This is a genomic window from Cloacibacterium sp. (genome assembly GCF_047601505.1).
Taxonomy (GTDB): domain Bacteria; phylum Bacteroidota; class Bacteroidia; order Flavobacteriales; family Weeksellaceae; genus Cloacibacterium.
Map to the genome: position 1 here is coordinate 1,380,613 of NZ_JASGJD010000001.1, position 16,081 is coordinate 1,396,693.

6 protein-coding genes are annotated in these 16,081 nt (G+C 33.1%); all 6 read left to right on the forward strand.

Annotation, left to right across the window (positions count from 1 at the left end; translation table 11 throughout):
- Positions 1-852 precede the first annotated feature (852 nt).
- The 6 genes from QM746_RS06540 (at position 853) to QM746_RS06565 (ending at position 15,965) form a co-directional block, all read left to right on the forward strand.
- On the forward strand, positions 853-3,981 hold the full coding sequence (locus QM746_RS06540) for a glycoside hydrolase family 2 TIM barrel-domain containing protein (protein ID WP_414983483.1): 3,129 nt from the start codon (positions 853-855) through the stop codon (positions 3,979-3,981).
- Positions 3,982-3,992: 11 nt separating this feature from the next.
- On the forward strand, positions 3,993-5,876 hold the full coding sequence (locus QM746_RS06545; RefSeq protein WP_414983484.1) for an Ig-like domain-containing protein: 1,884 nt from the start codon (positions 3,993-3,995) through the stop codon (positions 5,874-5,876).
- A gap of 14 nt (positions 5,877-5,890) precedes the next feature.
- Positions 5,891-6,736 (forward strand): family 16 glycosylhydrolase, encoded by an 846-nt coding sequence (locus QM746_RS06550; RefSeq protein WP_414983485.1) that lies wholly within the window; start codon positions 5,891-5,893, stop codon positions 6,734-6,736.
- Between the two features lie 47 nt (positions 6,737-6,783).
- Entirely contained in the window at positions 6,784-8,349 is a 1,566-nt protein-coding gene (locus tag QM746_RS06555; protein WP_414983486.1) for a T9SS type A sorting domain-containing protein, read from the forward strand.
- A 335-nt stretch (positions 8,350-8,684) separates the two neighbouring features.
- Positions 8,685-12,806 (forward strand): glycosyl hydrolase, encoded by a 4,122-nt coding sequence (locus QM746_RS06560; protein ID WP_414983487.1) that lies wholly within the window; start codon positions 8,685-8,687, stop codon positions 12,804-12,806.
- Positions 12,807-13,268: 462 nt separating this feature from the next.
- Positions 13,269-15,965: a triple tyrosine motif-containing protein gene (locus QM746_RS06565; RefSeq protein ID WP_414983488.1), complete on the forward strand. Its 2,697-nt coding sequence runs from the start codon at positions 13,269-13,271 to the stop codon at positions 15,963-15,965.
- The last annotated feature ends 116 nt before the right edge of the window (positions 15,966-16,081 follow it).

Here is a 16,081-nt window from a genome sequence, read left to right on the forward strand (position 1 = left end):
TATTGTATTTAACTAACTGGTAATTAGTTGAATGTGTGAAATGTTATGTTTTAGAACAACCTTTTCTATTATTTCACAAATGCTCTACAGGTAATGGTTCAGTAATTTTCAAAGAAGGCAAAAAGAAAGCATTTAAGAGATTATGAAAATCTCAATTTGTATTTGCATCTTAATCAAAAAAAGCAAAATGAGAAAAATGAAAATAAAGAAACTTTAAAGCCTGCAGAGAATATTTTAGCAATTAGAAAAACTGAATATATTCAGGGTAGACTCGGTATTAAAAATATCTCAAAAGCTAAAAGAACCGTTCTCAATTTTTTCTTAGGTGTTTCCATAATTAAAGGTAATTCTTTTTTTGAAAACACTCCTTAAATTTTATATACTATATAATGTCAACTTTTCGCTGACGATTTACATGCATATTGAAGAGATAAGTAAGTTGTAATAGCTACGCAGTTAGGGGTTAAAAATAAATATCAGTTATTCATTCAATTCCTTAGTTCCAAAAGTAAATATTATTTAAAACGCACAACGGATATGTTATTATTTTCTATAGATAAATTATTGTCCTAAAGTTGATTGTTGTGCCTCTTTATAGTGAAATGTTTTATTCTTATTTTTTGAAATTTCATTGTAAAACCTATATGATTTTATAATTTATGTAATCCCTGTATTTTGCTTTTTTGATTTGTATATTATTGTAAATCATTTATTTGTATGAATATTTTCTATTGTATATTGAATGTATATAGGTGAAATGTTAATATATAGTTAATATAAGATTAAATTTAAAAAACAAAAATCTATACCGATTTTTTAATTAAATCTATTTTATATGATAACTTTTTTATTATGAAAAAATATGCAATAATTTTTATTTGTTTAATTACCAATTTATTTTTTGCTCAAACCGAAAATGTAAGGCTAGAAAGTAACTCTGAAGGTCATAAACTATTGGTAGATGGCAAACCATTTGTGATAAATGGAATGAATTGGGATTATTACCCAATTGGTACTAATTATAATTATTCTTTGTGGAGCCAGAAAGATGATTTTATTAAATCTGCTTTAGACAGTGAGATGTCTCTACTTAAGAATATGGGAGTTAATGCCATTAGAGTTTACACGGGTATTCCAGCGAAATGGATTACTTATATTTATCAAAACTATGGTATTTATACCATGCTCAATCATTCTTTTGGAAGATATGGTCTCACAATTAATGGGACTTGGATTCCTAATACAGATTATGCTAATGCAAATACCAGAGCGTATCTTATTAATGAAGTAAAACAACTTACCCTGCAATACAAGAATACACCAGGATTATTGATGTACCTTTTGGGTAACGAAAATAATTACGGCCTATTTTGGGACGGAGCTGAAACAGAAAATATCCCGGTAGCAGAAAGAAAATCTACACACAGAGCAGAAGCAATGTATAAGTTATTTAATGATGCTGCTTTAGAAATGAAATCAATAGACCAAAATCACCCAGTAGCAATGTGCAACGGAGATTTACTCTTCTTAGATATTATAGCTAAAGAATGTAAAGATATAGATATATATGGTACCAATATGTATAGAGGAGTATCTTTTGGAGATGCTTTTTTAAGAGTAAAAAATGAGTTTGGAAAACCTTTTATGTTTACAGAATTTGGAGCAGACGCATACAATGAAATAACAGGGAAAGAAGACCAAGATGCACAAACTTATTACTTGCTTGGAAATTGGCAAGAAATCTACGAAAATGCTGCCGGAATGGGGAAAGCAGGCAATAGTATTGGTGGGTTTACCTTTCAATTTAGTGATGGTTGGTGGAAATACAAACAAAACGAAAACTTAGATGTTCACGATACTAATGCTTCATGGAGCAACGGCGGTTACATAAAAGATTACGAAAAAGGGGATAATAACATGAATGAAGAATGGTTTGGTATCTGTGCAAAAGGAGCTCCAGACGCAAACGGGTTATACCAAGAATATCCTCGTTCTGCTTATTATGCTTTAAAACAAATTCATCAATTTAATCCTTATGACAAAACAAAATTGATGACTTCTAATATGGTGAAAAACTATTTCAATGAGATAAATATTGCAGATGCACAATTAAGAGCAAGAGGAGATAAAGCTGCATTAAAAGCCGAAAGCAATGATAAAATAAAATTAAGCAACTTAAGAGCAGATTTTTACACCTATAATACTGGAGGTAGCCTTATTACAACACCAAAAGATAAAACAGATGGTTATACTTCTTATCCTACCAAACAAGGTTTTGATCATACTCAATCTTATTATGTAGGCGTAGAAGCCAATCCTAGTTCTAATATGAGAGCTAATGTAAATGTTAACATTCTTGGAAATGTAGCCGAAAATCCAATAGACCAAATTTTCTATGAAAACAGAGGCAGACCAATAGAAGTTCTAAATGCTGATGGAACTACTACAAAAATGCAAGATGTAAACAGAGTACAAGTATATAGTGCAAGCTATCATTGGAATAATAAATGGTTTGATTTGGACGGATTCTACAGAACAGGACATTACCATTGGGGTTACGAAGGAGATATCTTTGGGCTATACCCAGAAGCCAATTACGGCCCTAATATTGATATTTACAACGGTGAAGCACCTTTCGGATTTGAATTTGCAGGGAAAAAAGCCATCAATGGTTTAAAAGTAGCCTTCGGACCAGAATTGTGGTGGGGTGCAAACCCAGCTGTTCTTGTAAAATATTCAAGAAAAGTAGGGAAATTTGATATTACAGGAATTTATCATGAAGATTTAGACCAAAGAGGTACTACCCAAAGTTCATTTGCTATACCTCAACCTCAGACTAGAAGAGTTACTTTAGCTTTACAAAGAAAATTTGGAAAATTTGGAGTTGATTTAGGAGGAATTTGGGCTGGTCAACCACTTAACGGTAGAAATTTCCAGTTGTACAGAGATGGTAATGTATATCAAGACCAAATTAATAATAAAGACAACTGGGGAGGTAAAGTCAAATTCACTTACGCAGGTGGAAAATTCAACTGGTATGCACAAAGTGCTGCAATGGGATTAGTAGCAAACGGTGGAGCAGACAATACTCAAACCTTTACTGGGTGGAGATTAAAAGACAGTGGAAGTGGCAACCAATATAATTTTTTAACAGGTTTTACTTACAATATTGGGAATTTACAAATTGCACCTAATTTCTTATGGCAAAAGCCAATTGAAGGGCCAGTCCCTTTTGATGCACCAGCACCAGGAAGACCTAGAAATATTTTAGAAGACCCATTTGTGGTAAGAGCCAATAGAGAGCAAACAGCTGCTGAAATTCTTTTCACTTATGATCCTACACCAGCTACTTGGATGTACAGTTGGGATACAGATAAAACCGAAGATGCAAAATTTGCAATTAGTGCAGGATTTGTTTATAGACATTTACCTACAACACAAGATGCCGCAATAGGAATTTTACCAGACGGAAGAACCACTTTTGCTTTCCCTGGTGCAGCGCCAGCCAAAGATCTTTGGGAAATTAATACCAGAGTTGTTTCTAAAATAAGTACAGATTTCGGGGTAATTGCTAATATCTATGGTGGTACAGCTCAAGCCAATGGTAGTGATACCAGAACTATAGAAAGATTTGGAATAGATGTAAGGACTATTTACAAAAAAGTAAAATTTATTTCTACAATTAAATTTAACGATTGGGGACCTTACGATTATCACAGAGATTATAATTTAACCTTCCCAATGCAATTGATGGGCGATTTGTCTTTTGAAATAGGAAAACCAGATTGGTGGATTCTTCCAGGTACAAGAATAGGAATTAGAGGAACATATAGAACATTAGACCAATACTCACCAAGATATGCACCTACTTATACCATAGATGCAGCCGGAAATTGGGTGGCAGATCCTACTGCAATAGGCTTCCCAAATGGTAATGAATGGGAAATAAGAACTTATATTCAAATTAACATTGGTAAATAATTTTAAGAGAAATGAAAAATATATTTAAACATACATTCATAAAACCATTATTAGGATTTTCGCTTTTGTTTGCTTTGGGATGCCAGAGAGATATTAGTGATTTAGAGCAAGCTACTTATTCTAAAAATCCTGATGTTTTTATAGATACTTTTAGTTTAGGACTTAATTATGCAGCATTTGGTGGTTCAGATGTTAAAGCATTTGATGTAGATACTCAGGTAAAATATTCTGGTACTACTTCTATGAAATTTGCCGTTCCGGATTATGGCAGCCCAGAAGGAGCTTATGCCGGAGGTACTTTTTATACTACTGTAGGAAGAGATTTATCAGATTACAATGCACTCACTTTTTGGATTAAAGCAACACAATCTGCAAATATTGATGTATTGGGTTTTGGTAATGATTTGGGAGAAAATAAATATCAGGTTTCGCTTTCTGGTGTTGCTGTAAATACCAATTGGAAAAAGGTAATTATACCAATTCCTGATCCTTCAAAGCTTAAAATGGAAAGAGGAATGTTTTTCTATTCTGAAGGACCTGAGAATAACAAAGGATATACTTTTTGGATAGACGAAGTGAAATTCGAAAAATTAGGAACAATCTCTTATCAATCTGCATCTATCTTAAATGGTGCAAACAAAACGGTAACTTCTTTTGTAGGAGTAGGCAATACAGTAGATGGGCTTACTGCTAATTTCAGTATGTCTAATGGTACCAGTCAAGCTGTAAATTTAACTCCATATTATTACAATTTTATAAGTTCAAACCCTAGTGTTGCAACCGTAGATGGATTAGGAAATGTAAGTACAGTTGGTGCAGGCACATCTACTATTACTGCAACTTTAGGTAATAATTCAACCTCTGGAAGTTTAATCGTTAATTCTAACGGAAGTTATACCCATGCACCTACACCTACACAAGATGCTTCTAAAGTAATTTCTTTGTTTAGCGATCATTATAGCAATGTTCCTGTTGATTATTATAATGGATATTGGGCTCCTTATCAAACTACACAATCTTCAGATTTTGTAGTAAACGGAGATCACGTTTTGAATTATACTAACTTTAATTTTGTAGGAATTCAAATGAGTACGCCTACTATTAATGTGTCTTCTATGTCTCATTTACATCTGGACATTTATTTACCTAATACAATGCCTTCAGGAGCTAGTTTCAAAATACAGGTTATGGATTTTGGGGCAGATGGAGTATATGGTGGATCAGATGATAAAACAGGCGAAAAAACCGTTGTAGCTCCTACGTTAGCAGGGCAAAAATGGGTAAGTCTTAATATTCCGCTAACTGCTTTTTCAGGGTTAACTACCAAATCTCATATAGGGCAAGTAGTTTTTGTAGGAGCTAATATTTCTAGTTTCTATGCAGATAACATCTATTTCTATAATGACGGAAGTATAATTACTGCTACGCCTAGTTCTGCGGCACCAACTCCTACACATGCAGCTTCTGGAGTATTGTCAATTTTTAGTGATTCATACACCAATGTTGCAGGTACAGATTTTAACCCGGGTTGGGGGCAAGCGACTCAGGTTTCTCAGGTAGCTATTTCTGGTAATAATACTTTGAAATACTTAGGGCTTAATTATCAAGGGACTCAATTTGCTGGTAATTTGAATGTTTCTTCATACGGCTATTTACATATAGATTATTACTCTGCTAATTCAACAGCACTTAACTTTTATTTAATTAGCTCTGGACCGATAGAAAAAGCTTATTCTTTATCTGTGCCTACAGGTTTAGGAACTAATACAAATGGTTGGAAAAGTGTAGATATTCCTTTGTCTTCGTTTTCTCCTGTTGCATTAAATAATATTATCCAATTCAAAGTTGATGGAAATGGAGATGTTTTCTTTGATAATATTTATTTCCATAACTAAAAAAAATACTGATTATGAAAATTTTAAATAAAAATAATATTCAAAAAATTATTCTATTAACGGGTTTTGGTTTTTTATTATTCCCTTTATATAGTTGTGATGAAGAAGCGGTACAAAAATTACCAGAAAGAAATTGGGAATTAGTTTGGAGTGACGAATTCGAAGGTACAGCAGGAACTTTACCAGACGATACAAAATGGGCTTATGACTTAGGAAACGGAACTAATGGCTGGGGCAACCAAGAGCTAGAATATTATACCAATAGGACTGATAATGTAAAATTAGATGGCAATGGTAATTTAGTAATTACAGCTAAAAAAGAAAACTATTCTGGTTCTCCATATACTTCTGCAAGAATAAAAACACAAGGTTTGTTTTCTCATACTTATGGAAAAATAGAAGCAAGAATAAAAACACCGTACGGACCAGGTATCTGGCCGGCATTTTGGATGTTGGGAGACAATGTAGATACTGTAAGTTGGCCTAATTGTGGCGAAATTGATATTATGGAGCTAAAAGGACATATCCCTAATGTAGTATATGGTACTTTACATGGGCCGGGTTATTCTGGTGGAAGTGCTAAAACAAAATCTTATGGCTTACAAAATTCTAGATTTGATCAGGATTTCCATGTATTTGGAATAGAATGGAAAGAAAACCAAATTGATTTTTTTGTTGATGGTTATTTGTTCGAAAGAGTTACTTCTAAAGATGTTTCCGGAGAGTGGGCTTATAACCATCCTTTTTTCTTAATTCTAAATGTAGCTGTTGGTGGAAACTTTGTAGGCTTTCCTACAGACGGCACTTCGTTTCCTCAGAATATGTATATAGATTATGTTAGAGTTTATAAAGCAAAATAATTCAGATTAAAAAATCTCACAACACATAGTAACCTAAATTTTTAATTATGAAAAAGATATCTATTCTTTTAATGCTTTTTGGTTATGCATTGGGCTTTTCGCAACCAACCACCAATGCGCCTACACCAACGCACGCACCAGCAGATGTAATTTCTATCTACAGTGATGCTTACACCAATGTGGCTACTAATTATAATCCTAACTGGGGACAATCAGGAACTGTAAATCCAACTTTTGAAGCGGTTAGCGGTTCTGGTAATAATGTTTTAGCCTATACTGGTTTTAATTACCAGGGAACGGAACTATCTACGCAAGATGCTTCATCTATGGAATATCTGCATGTAGATGTTTGGGTTCCTGCTGGTAGTACAAGATTGCTCAAAATTTCTCCGATTAATAACGGAAGCGGAGCCGGAGAATTCTTAGTAACTGTTCCTATTACTCCGGGAAGTTGGAATAGTGTAGATTTGCCAAAATCCAGCTTTACAGGGATGACTTGGAATAGCGTTTTCCAAATTAAATTTGATGGACAATTTAATGATAATGGAAGCGCAAATACAGTAGGATGGAATGTTTATTTAGATAACATTTACTTTTGGAAACCTCTTGCAGCACAAAATGCTACCTTGAGTGATTTGAAAGTTAGTGGAACTACTATTTCAGGATTTTCTTCCGGAACGTTATCTTATACATATGAGGTACAAGTAGGAACCACTACCGTTCCACCAGTTACTGCAACTGCTTCAGGAGCAACAATAGCTATTACGCCTGCTGTTGCAATACCAGGACAAACTACGGTTCTAGTCACTGCTATTGATGGAACTACCACAAAAACATACACTGTAAATTTTGTTCAAGTTTTGATGCCATTGGCCGCAGCTCCTACCCCTCCGGGAAGAGCGCCGTCTGATGTAGTTTCTATATTCAGTGATGCATATACCAATATTTCTTCTACAAAAAATACTTTTGGTGATGCCATTGTTGCAGATCTTGCAATTGCCGGAAACAATACTACAAGATTAACATTTACAAACCCAGGATCTGGTTACCAATATATTACAGAACCAAAAGACCTTTCTGGTTTTAGTAATATGCATATTGATGTATGGATTGCAGGAACAGTAGTACCTGGGCAAGTAGTTCAGCTGATTGTGCAAAACTTTAATGAGGATGGCTCATTCTCAAACAACCTCTTTTATAATATAGATCTTGGGATTTCAGGAACAGGCGGGTGGTACTCTGCAGATATTCCTTTTACCGATTTTACAGCAGGTAATAGAAATAACATCAAGCAGGTTCAGGTTGTAGGTGCCGGTCCATCTGCTTTTGGGCCAACTTATATAGACAATGTTTATTTCTATAAAAAAATGTTGGCGGTGTCTGATGCAGATAAAACTGCTTTCCAGGTTTATCCGAATCCGGTTGTTTCCGGAGAAAATATTTATGTGAATGCTAAAGTTAAAAGTTTGGAGCTTTACAATATAGCCGGGCAGAAAGTGAAATTTTCTGCTACACAAAAAATTAGCTCACAAGGACTATCAAAAGGACTTTATATTCTCAGAGTAATCTCCGAAAACGGAAAAATAGAATCTTCTAAAGTTATTGTCAAATAATTTGATTAAAATAAGAGCCTGTGATAAACAGGCTCTAAAATCTTAATTAAAGGGTAACCTTTAATTATCAGCGAGTTCATTATTATGAGATGTTTGTGTATATGCATATAAAAAATAAATATACCATCATCTATGATTTATGAATTGCACACAAGCATATGTCGCATATAATCATGTCCTTATAGATATGATATTAGGCGCTATTACTCTATTTTTCATCAATCTGTACTGATTTAAAATTCTTTTTAAATGAAAAATTTGAAAACAAATCTCAAAAGCAATAATCCTAATTTATGATTAATAATTCTAAAAGGAAACTAAAGTATTTCTTTACTTTGATTTCAATAATCTTTGCGATACAAATCCCTGCTCAGTTTATCCCTGTTGGCAGTGGTAGCTATACTACTGTATTCCCCGGTAATGATTCTGCCGGAAGAAACTCTTTTCCTTCAGGATCTCCATTGGTAAGTGGTAATGCAGCAAATAAAGCCGTTCCAACTAATGATTGGTGGTCTAATAAGCTGATACAAAATCATGTTAATAATTTGTACAATTATCCTTTAGCATTACGGACGGTTAATCAAGGTCTTGTAGTTAGTTATATTGTGCCTGCATCAACAGCAAATGGAAGTAGTGAACCCATGGATCCTTATTTACCAATCACAGTAGGTGTCTCTGGGTTAGATGCTGCAAAAGCAACTGTATCCGATTATTCGGACTGGACGGTTACTATGAACTGGAGCAGTGGTTCAAATAAATTTGAAGCAACGGCCGGAATAGCAATGCCTTTTATTTATTTCACAAAAAATACGACTGATGTTGCAGAAATAAAAGTAACAGAAGGCACAGTAACCATAAGCAATGAAATGCTCATTATAACCGACGCACATCAAGGATCTGATTTTGCCGTATATGCGCCTGTCGGAAGTACTTGGGTAAAAAATGACAAAACCTTTACCTCTACATTAAATGGTAAAAATTATTGGTCAATTGGATATATTCCTCCATCTGCCACTAATATTACTGCTACCGCTAATGAATACAAAAAATATGCTTACGTTTTCCCAGCTAATACTACAAGCTCATGGAATTATGATGAAAACAGCTCTAAGCTAACTACAACATTTACTGTAACACCAGATGTTAAAGAAGGTACAGAAACGAACGTTTTATTAGGTTTACTTCCGCATCAATGGTCACATTTGACAGCTAATTCACCTCAGCCAAATGGTTACAAGTACAGTTCTATACGAGGAGAAATCAAAACACTTGATAGTAATTTCTTTGTTGTTGAAAATACATTTAAAGGCATATTACCAACATTGCCGTATCTGGATAACTATAGCTCCGGATTTGATCCTGCTCTTCTTAAAAACAAAATAGATCAAATAGAGAATGATGCCTTGAGCGATTGGACAGATTCTTATAATGAAGGTCAGGTGATGAATCGGCTGATCCAAACTGCAAGAGTAGCACACGAGATGGGTAATACTGAAGCTACAAACAAAATAGTTGCAACCATAAAAGAACGTCTCGAAGATTGGCTAAAAGCAGAATCAGGAGAAGTTGCTTTCTTATTCTATTACAACAGTACATGGTCTACACTGCTTGGCTATCCTGCCGGACATGGGCAAGACAGTAATGTCAATGATCATCATTTTCATTGGGGATATTTTATTCACGCGGCTGCTTTTATGGAACAGTTTGAGCCAGGCTGGGCAAATCGGTTTGGAGGAATGATTAATTTGTTGATTCGTGATGCTGCTTCAACAGATAGAAACGATCCTTTATTTCCGTATTTGAGAAACTTTAGTCCTTATGCAGGGCACAGCTGGGCAAACGGTTTTGCAACGTTTCCTTTCGGGAATGATCAGGAGTCTACTTCTGAAAGTATGCAGTTCGCTTCCTCGCTCATCCATTGGGGAACTATTACCAACAATACAGCAATAAGAGATCTTGGAATTTATATCTATACTACAGAACAAACAGCAACGGAAGAATACTGGTTTGATATTAACAAACGAAATTTTAAACCTGGATATGGATTTAGTCTGGCTTCAAGAATATGGGGAAATGGCTATGATAATCAGACTTTTTGGACTTCTGATATTGCCGCAGCTTATGGAATAGAGATGTATCCTATTCACGGAGGTTCTTTGTATCTGGGGCATCATCCTGAATATGTACAGTCTTTATGGAACGAGATATCTGCCAAAACCGGAATCTTAAGCAATCAGGCAAATGACAATTTATGGCACGATGTCTATTGGCAATATCTATCATTTATAGATCCAGCTGCAGCCATTAATTTATATAATTCTTATCCTCAAAGAAATTTGAAATTCGGGATTTCTGATGCACAGACTTACCATTGGCTTCATTCTATGAATGTTTTAGGAAGAGTAAATACCAATATTACAGCTAATTATCCCATTGCTGCTTCATTTACGAGTAACGGTATTACAACTTATGTAGCACACAATTATGGCAATACTCCAATTACGGTTGCTTTTTCTGATGGATATAATCTTACTGTGCCAGCTCATAAATTAGTTACAAGCAGAGATGTAAATGTAAGCGGAGTTTTGTCAGCTAATTTTTATCAGGCTTTTCCTAATGGCAGTATAGACCTTACAGCTACAGTTACAGGAACAGGAGTTACCAAAGTACAATTCTTTGATGGTAATACACTTATTGGTGAAGATACTACTTCTCCCTATGAAATAAGTGCTGGTAACTTATCATTGGGAGTTCATAATATGTATGCAAAAGTATTTGCAGACGATAAATTTAATGTTACTAATATTATTTCTGTACAAGTTGGCGATCAGTTACCGTATTTGGGAACTCCTTTTCAGATTCCAGGTGTAATAGAAACAGGGAATTATGATAAATTTGAAGGAGGTAAAGGTCAAAATATTTCTTATTATGATTCTTCACAGAATAACCAGGGCAATTATAGAACAGATGAAGATGTAGATGTAGATGCATTAACAGACACTCAAGAAGGTGCTACAATACAATGGATTACAGCCGGAGAATGGCTGGAATATACAATTGAAGTACAGAATAACGGTTTGTATGATGCTAATTTAAGATATGCTTCTGGAAATACAGCTGGTGGTGGTCCTTTGCATTTCGAAATAGACGGAGCTGCTGTTGGTTCTGATATTAGTATGCCTTACACTGGAAATTGGACAACCTGGGTGGATAAAACAATAAATGGAATTCCTCTAACAAAAGGCAAACATATTTTACGATTAGCAATAACAAACGGCGAATTCAATTTAGGACGAATTACTTTCACCTATAATAATTCTCTAAGTTATGTGCCGCCAGTCGCTGATGCCGGTGAGAATATATCTGTGATGCTACCAGCTACAACAGCTACATTAGATGGAACATTAAGTCATCAATCGGATAATTTACCTTTAACTTTTTTATGGCAACAAATTTTAGGACCTTCTACTGCGGTTGTAGATAATTATGGAGCAGCTTCTACAAATATATCTAACCTGAAAGAAGGAATTTATAAATTTAGATTAACAGTTAACGACGGAGCCCACAGCGCAACAGATGAAGTACTTGTAATAGTTTCTAATACCGGAAATGTAAATCCGTATGTTTCTATCACCAGCCCGGCAGAAGGTGCTGCTTATACAAAAGGGCAGACAATTAACATTAATGCATCTGCAAACGATTTGGACGGTTCTATTAGCTTAGTAGAATTTTATGCCGGATCTGTTAAAATTGGAGAAACAAATACTCCAGCGTATACTTTGCAATGGGTTCCGCAGAAAGCAGGAAGTTATACACTAACAGCTGTTGCCACTGATAATGGTAATGCCAAAACAACATCCACACCGGTTACCATCTCTGTTTCTGATGTATTCTCCTGCTCAGAAACATCCAATATTGCCGATCAGGGAAGCTTTTCTGTAGGTTATAAATTTAAATTTGAAACAGTAGGAACCAATGTAATTATTTCTTGTGAATTATTAGATACTGATAAAGTAGGTGTGGTAGCATACCTTTGGAAACAATCGCCTTTCTCAGAAACTTCTATGGATAATGTGTCCGGATTAACTTTCTCCAAAACAATTACCGGACAAGTAGCAGGTTCTACCATTACATATGCAGTTAAATTTGCTTATGCTGGAGGAATGTCTGTTACTAAATATTTTTCTTATGTAGTTGGAAATAGTTGCCCATCTTTGGGTACAAGTGATAATACTATTAAAAACTCTCTTGTAATTTATCCAAATCCTGCATCCAAAATTGTTAATATTTACAGCCCGTTCCCAATAATTAAAATTGAGTTATTTTCTTCATCGGGCAACAGAATTTTGGAAATAAAGAAAAATAGTATCTCTGTAGAGAATCTACCAAGTGGAATATATTTTGTAAAAGTTTATTCAGACAAACAAGTGCTTACTAAAAAACTGATAGTTCATTAAGTTTAAGTACATAACAAAGATTGTAACAGTTTGATATTAATATATTATTGGCGCAATTTTACACTAAAGGTTTTTCCTTTAGTGTTTTTTTATTTTTGTTGGTTTTATAATACTAATGCAGTTATGATAATTATGTTAGTGACTTCAATGATGAAACCCCTGCTTTTAAAAAGTCCTAAATTTGCCTTCATTTACTTACATCATGCCAAAATTATCATCGAAATGAGTTTCAATCAGGCTTTATTAATTTTTGTTTCAAAATTTTGGTACAAAATTGAAGTTAACTCTGTAGCGTAACTCTCTTGACTGGTTTTTGTATGATTATGTAGAATTTGTAAAGAGGGGTTTTTAATTTTCTGAAAATCAGTAATTTATTAAAATGTACGGCAGTTTTTTCTGCTGATTTTAAATAGATTTTAATTTTTGCCATAGATTGAAAAAATTGTATATTTGAGTTATTAGATGTACAACAAGAAAATTACATATTTTTTAATCTTATTCTGTATCCTTTCTAATGCGCAAAGCATTCCGGAAAAAGGCGTTCCGTTTATTAGAAGCTACCTGCCAGAAGAGTATGGAAATCACGGTAAAATATGGGAAATAAGCTCAGCTAAAAATGGCTTGGTTTATATGGCATCAGATAACGGACTTTTGGAGTTTGATGGCAAAAAATGGAATCGTTTTAGAAACTATAAAGGTTACACAAGATCTCTTTTTATTGCCAATGATTCTACTATATTCATTGGTGCTGATATGGATTTTGGGGTATGGAAAAAGAATAAATTCAGAAAATTTGATTACCAGTCTCTTTATCCTTTCAAAACAAAAATAGGAGGAGTTAACGAAGAATTTTGGGGAACATATGCTTATAAGAATCAGATAATTTTTATCTCTCATCAAAATATTTACAGATATTTTAATAAAAAAATAACCAAAATATCTGCTCCAATAAGGTTTTCAGATAGTTTTCAGGTAAATGGTAGAATTTTGTTAGCAGACGAAAAAAAAGGTTTATATGAGTACGATGGAACTAAATTAAATCTTCTGTTTTCTTATCCAGAGAATAATTCTCTAGAAATTTCGGGTATATTTTCAGACAAAGAAGGTGTCAAAATCATTACAAGAAATAAAGGAATATACAATTATAATAACGGAAAATTAAGGCAACTATCATTAAATGTTTCAAATGAAATTATAAAAAATAAAGTCTTCAGTTTTACCAATATTGATGGTAAATATTTGGTTTTTGGTACTATTTTGAACGGATTATATGTTACAGATATTCATGGAAATATTATTCAACATATTAATAAAAACAAAGGTCTGCCTAATAATACGATTCTGAGTTTGCATTATCAAAATAATGGTAAAATTTGGATGGGATTAGATTATGGAGTAGCTGTTACAGATGTCAAAAACAATATTACTTATTTTCATAATACAAATAGTGATTTTGGAACAGGATATACAGCTGCTTTAAAAGATAATATTTTCTATTTGGGCACTAACCAAGGTTTGTATGCTGCTAATTGGGATGAATTGAATAATAACAAAGACAAAAATCCTTTTACATTGATTAACGGAGCAGAAGGTCAGGTTTGGACTTTACAGAAAATTGATGATAAAATTTTGTGTGGACACGATAGAGGATTGTTTGAAATTAATAGCAATTCTATTCGTAACATTTCTACCGAACCGGGGGTAATGAATATCTTGAGATATAATAATGATATTTTATTCACTGGAAATTATAGCGGAATTTCAATTTTTAAAAAGGAAAATAATTCTTGGAGATTCATTAGAAAGATGAATGTGATTTTAGGCGCGATTAATCAAATTGTAAAAGAAAAAGAAAATTTTCTTTGGGTAAATATTCCTAATTACGGATTTATAAGATTCGAGATTAATAATCAATTTAACCCTATAAATCGTAAAATTTTTAATACCAAAAAATTCAACGGTTATTTTCCGTCTATTTTTAGAGATAAAAAAGGTATTCATGTAATTACTACTACTAATCAATATGTTTTTAATTCAATAAAAAATGATTTTGAACCAGAAAAAAAATCGTTAGTAGAGAAGCTTGTTAATAATAAATTTACAGGGTTTTATTTTCCAATTTATCTAAATTCCGAATATGGTTTTTATTCGGTTAATAATGGCTTTGCTTTAGAAAAAGCATCTGAAATCAAAAGAAATAAGATAAATTCTCAACTCATTTTCAGAAAAAGTCAAGCTTTCAATAATGATAAAGCTATTGATTTGTACAGCGGGATAGAAATTCCATTTCGTTTTAATAATGTTAGAATTTCATTTATTCTTCCTAATGAATCTGATGTGCAATATCAATATTTTTTAGAAGGATTTTCAGAAAATTGGAGTGTTTTTTCCAAAAAAAATGAAATAGAGTTTTTAGGATTAAAAGAAGGTAATTATAATTTATTGGTAAAAGCTAAAAAAGGAGAATTTGTAACTTCTATTCAGAAATTTTCTTTTACAGTAAAATCACCTTGGTATAGAAGTATTTGGGCTTATATTTTCTATTTATTTTTAATTTTTGGTGTTTTTCAGTTTTTAAGACAAATTCATGAAAAAAGACTTCGAAATCAAAGAAAAGAACTGCTAGAAAAACAAAAAAAATCTCTTAACGAGCAAGCCGAAAAACACAGACAAGAGATGCTACTAGAAAAGCAAAAACAGTTAGAATTAGAGCAAAATAAATTAAAAGAAGAGATTCGAAATAAAACCATAGAACTAGCAACCAAAGCAAAAGATGATTATGACAAAAATAGGTTGTTACAAATTATTAATGAAAAAATTGTAGAAGCTGAAAATAATCCAAATATTTCTAAATTGAAATTAGGCGAAATTAGAAGACTTGTTAAAACTTATTTAGAAACAGAAGACCATACTTTTGAAATTCAAATGGATGAGTTGCATCAAGAATTTTTTAAAGCGATGAAGAAAAGGTTTCCTAGTCTTTCTATTTATGATTTAAGAATGTGTACCTATCTTAAAATAGGTCTCAATTCTAAAGAAATGGCAGATATTTTCCAAGTATTGCCTTCTAGTATTAATGTGAGCAGATCTAGATTAAGAAAAAAATTGAACTTATCTCCAGATGATGATTTGTACGAGTTTCTAAACTCTATCGAATAGATTTAGCTAGGGATTTATTTCTAAAAACTTTTTGTTGATTGAAAATACTTTTAGTAGATATGAATTTTAGATAGCTTTTGATTTGATAATTACAGCTTTATATGCATGAAGATATA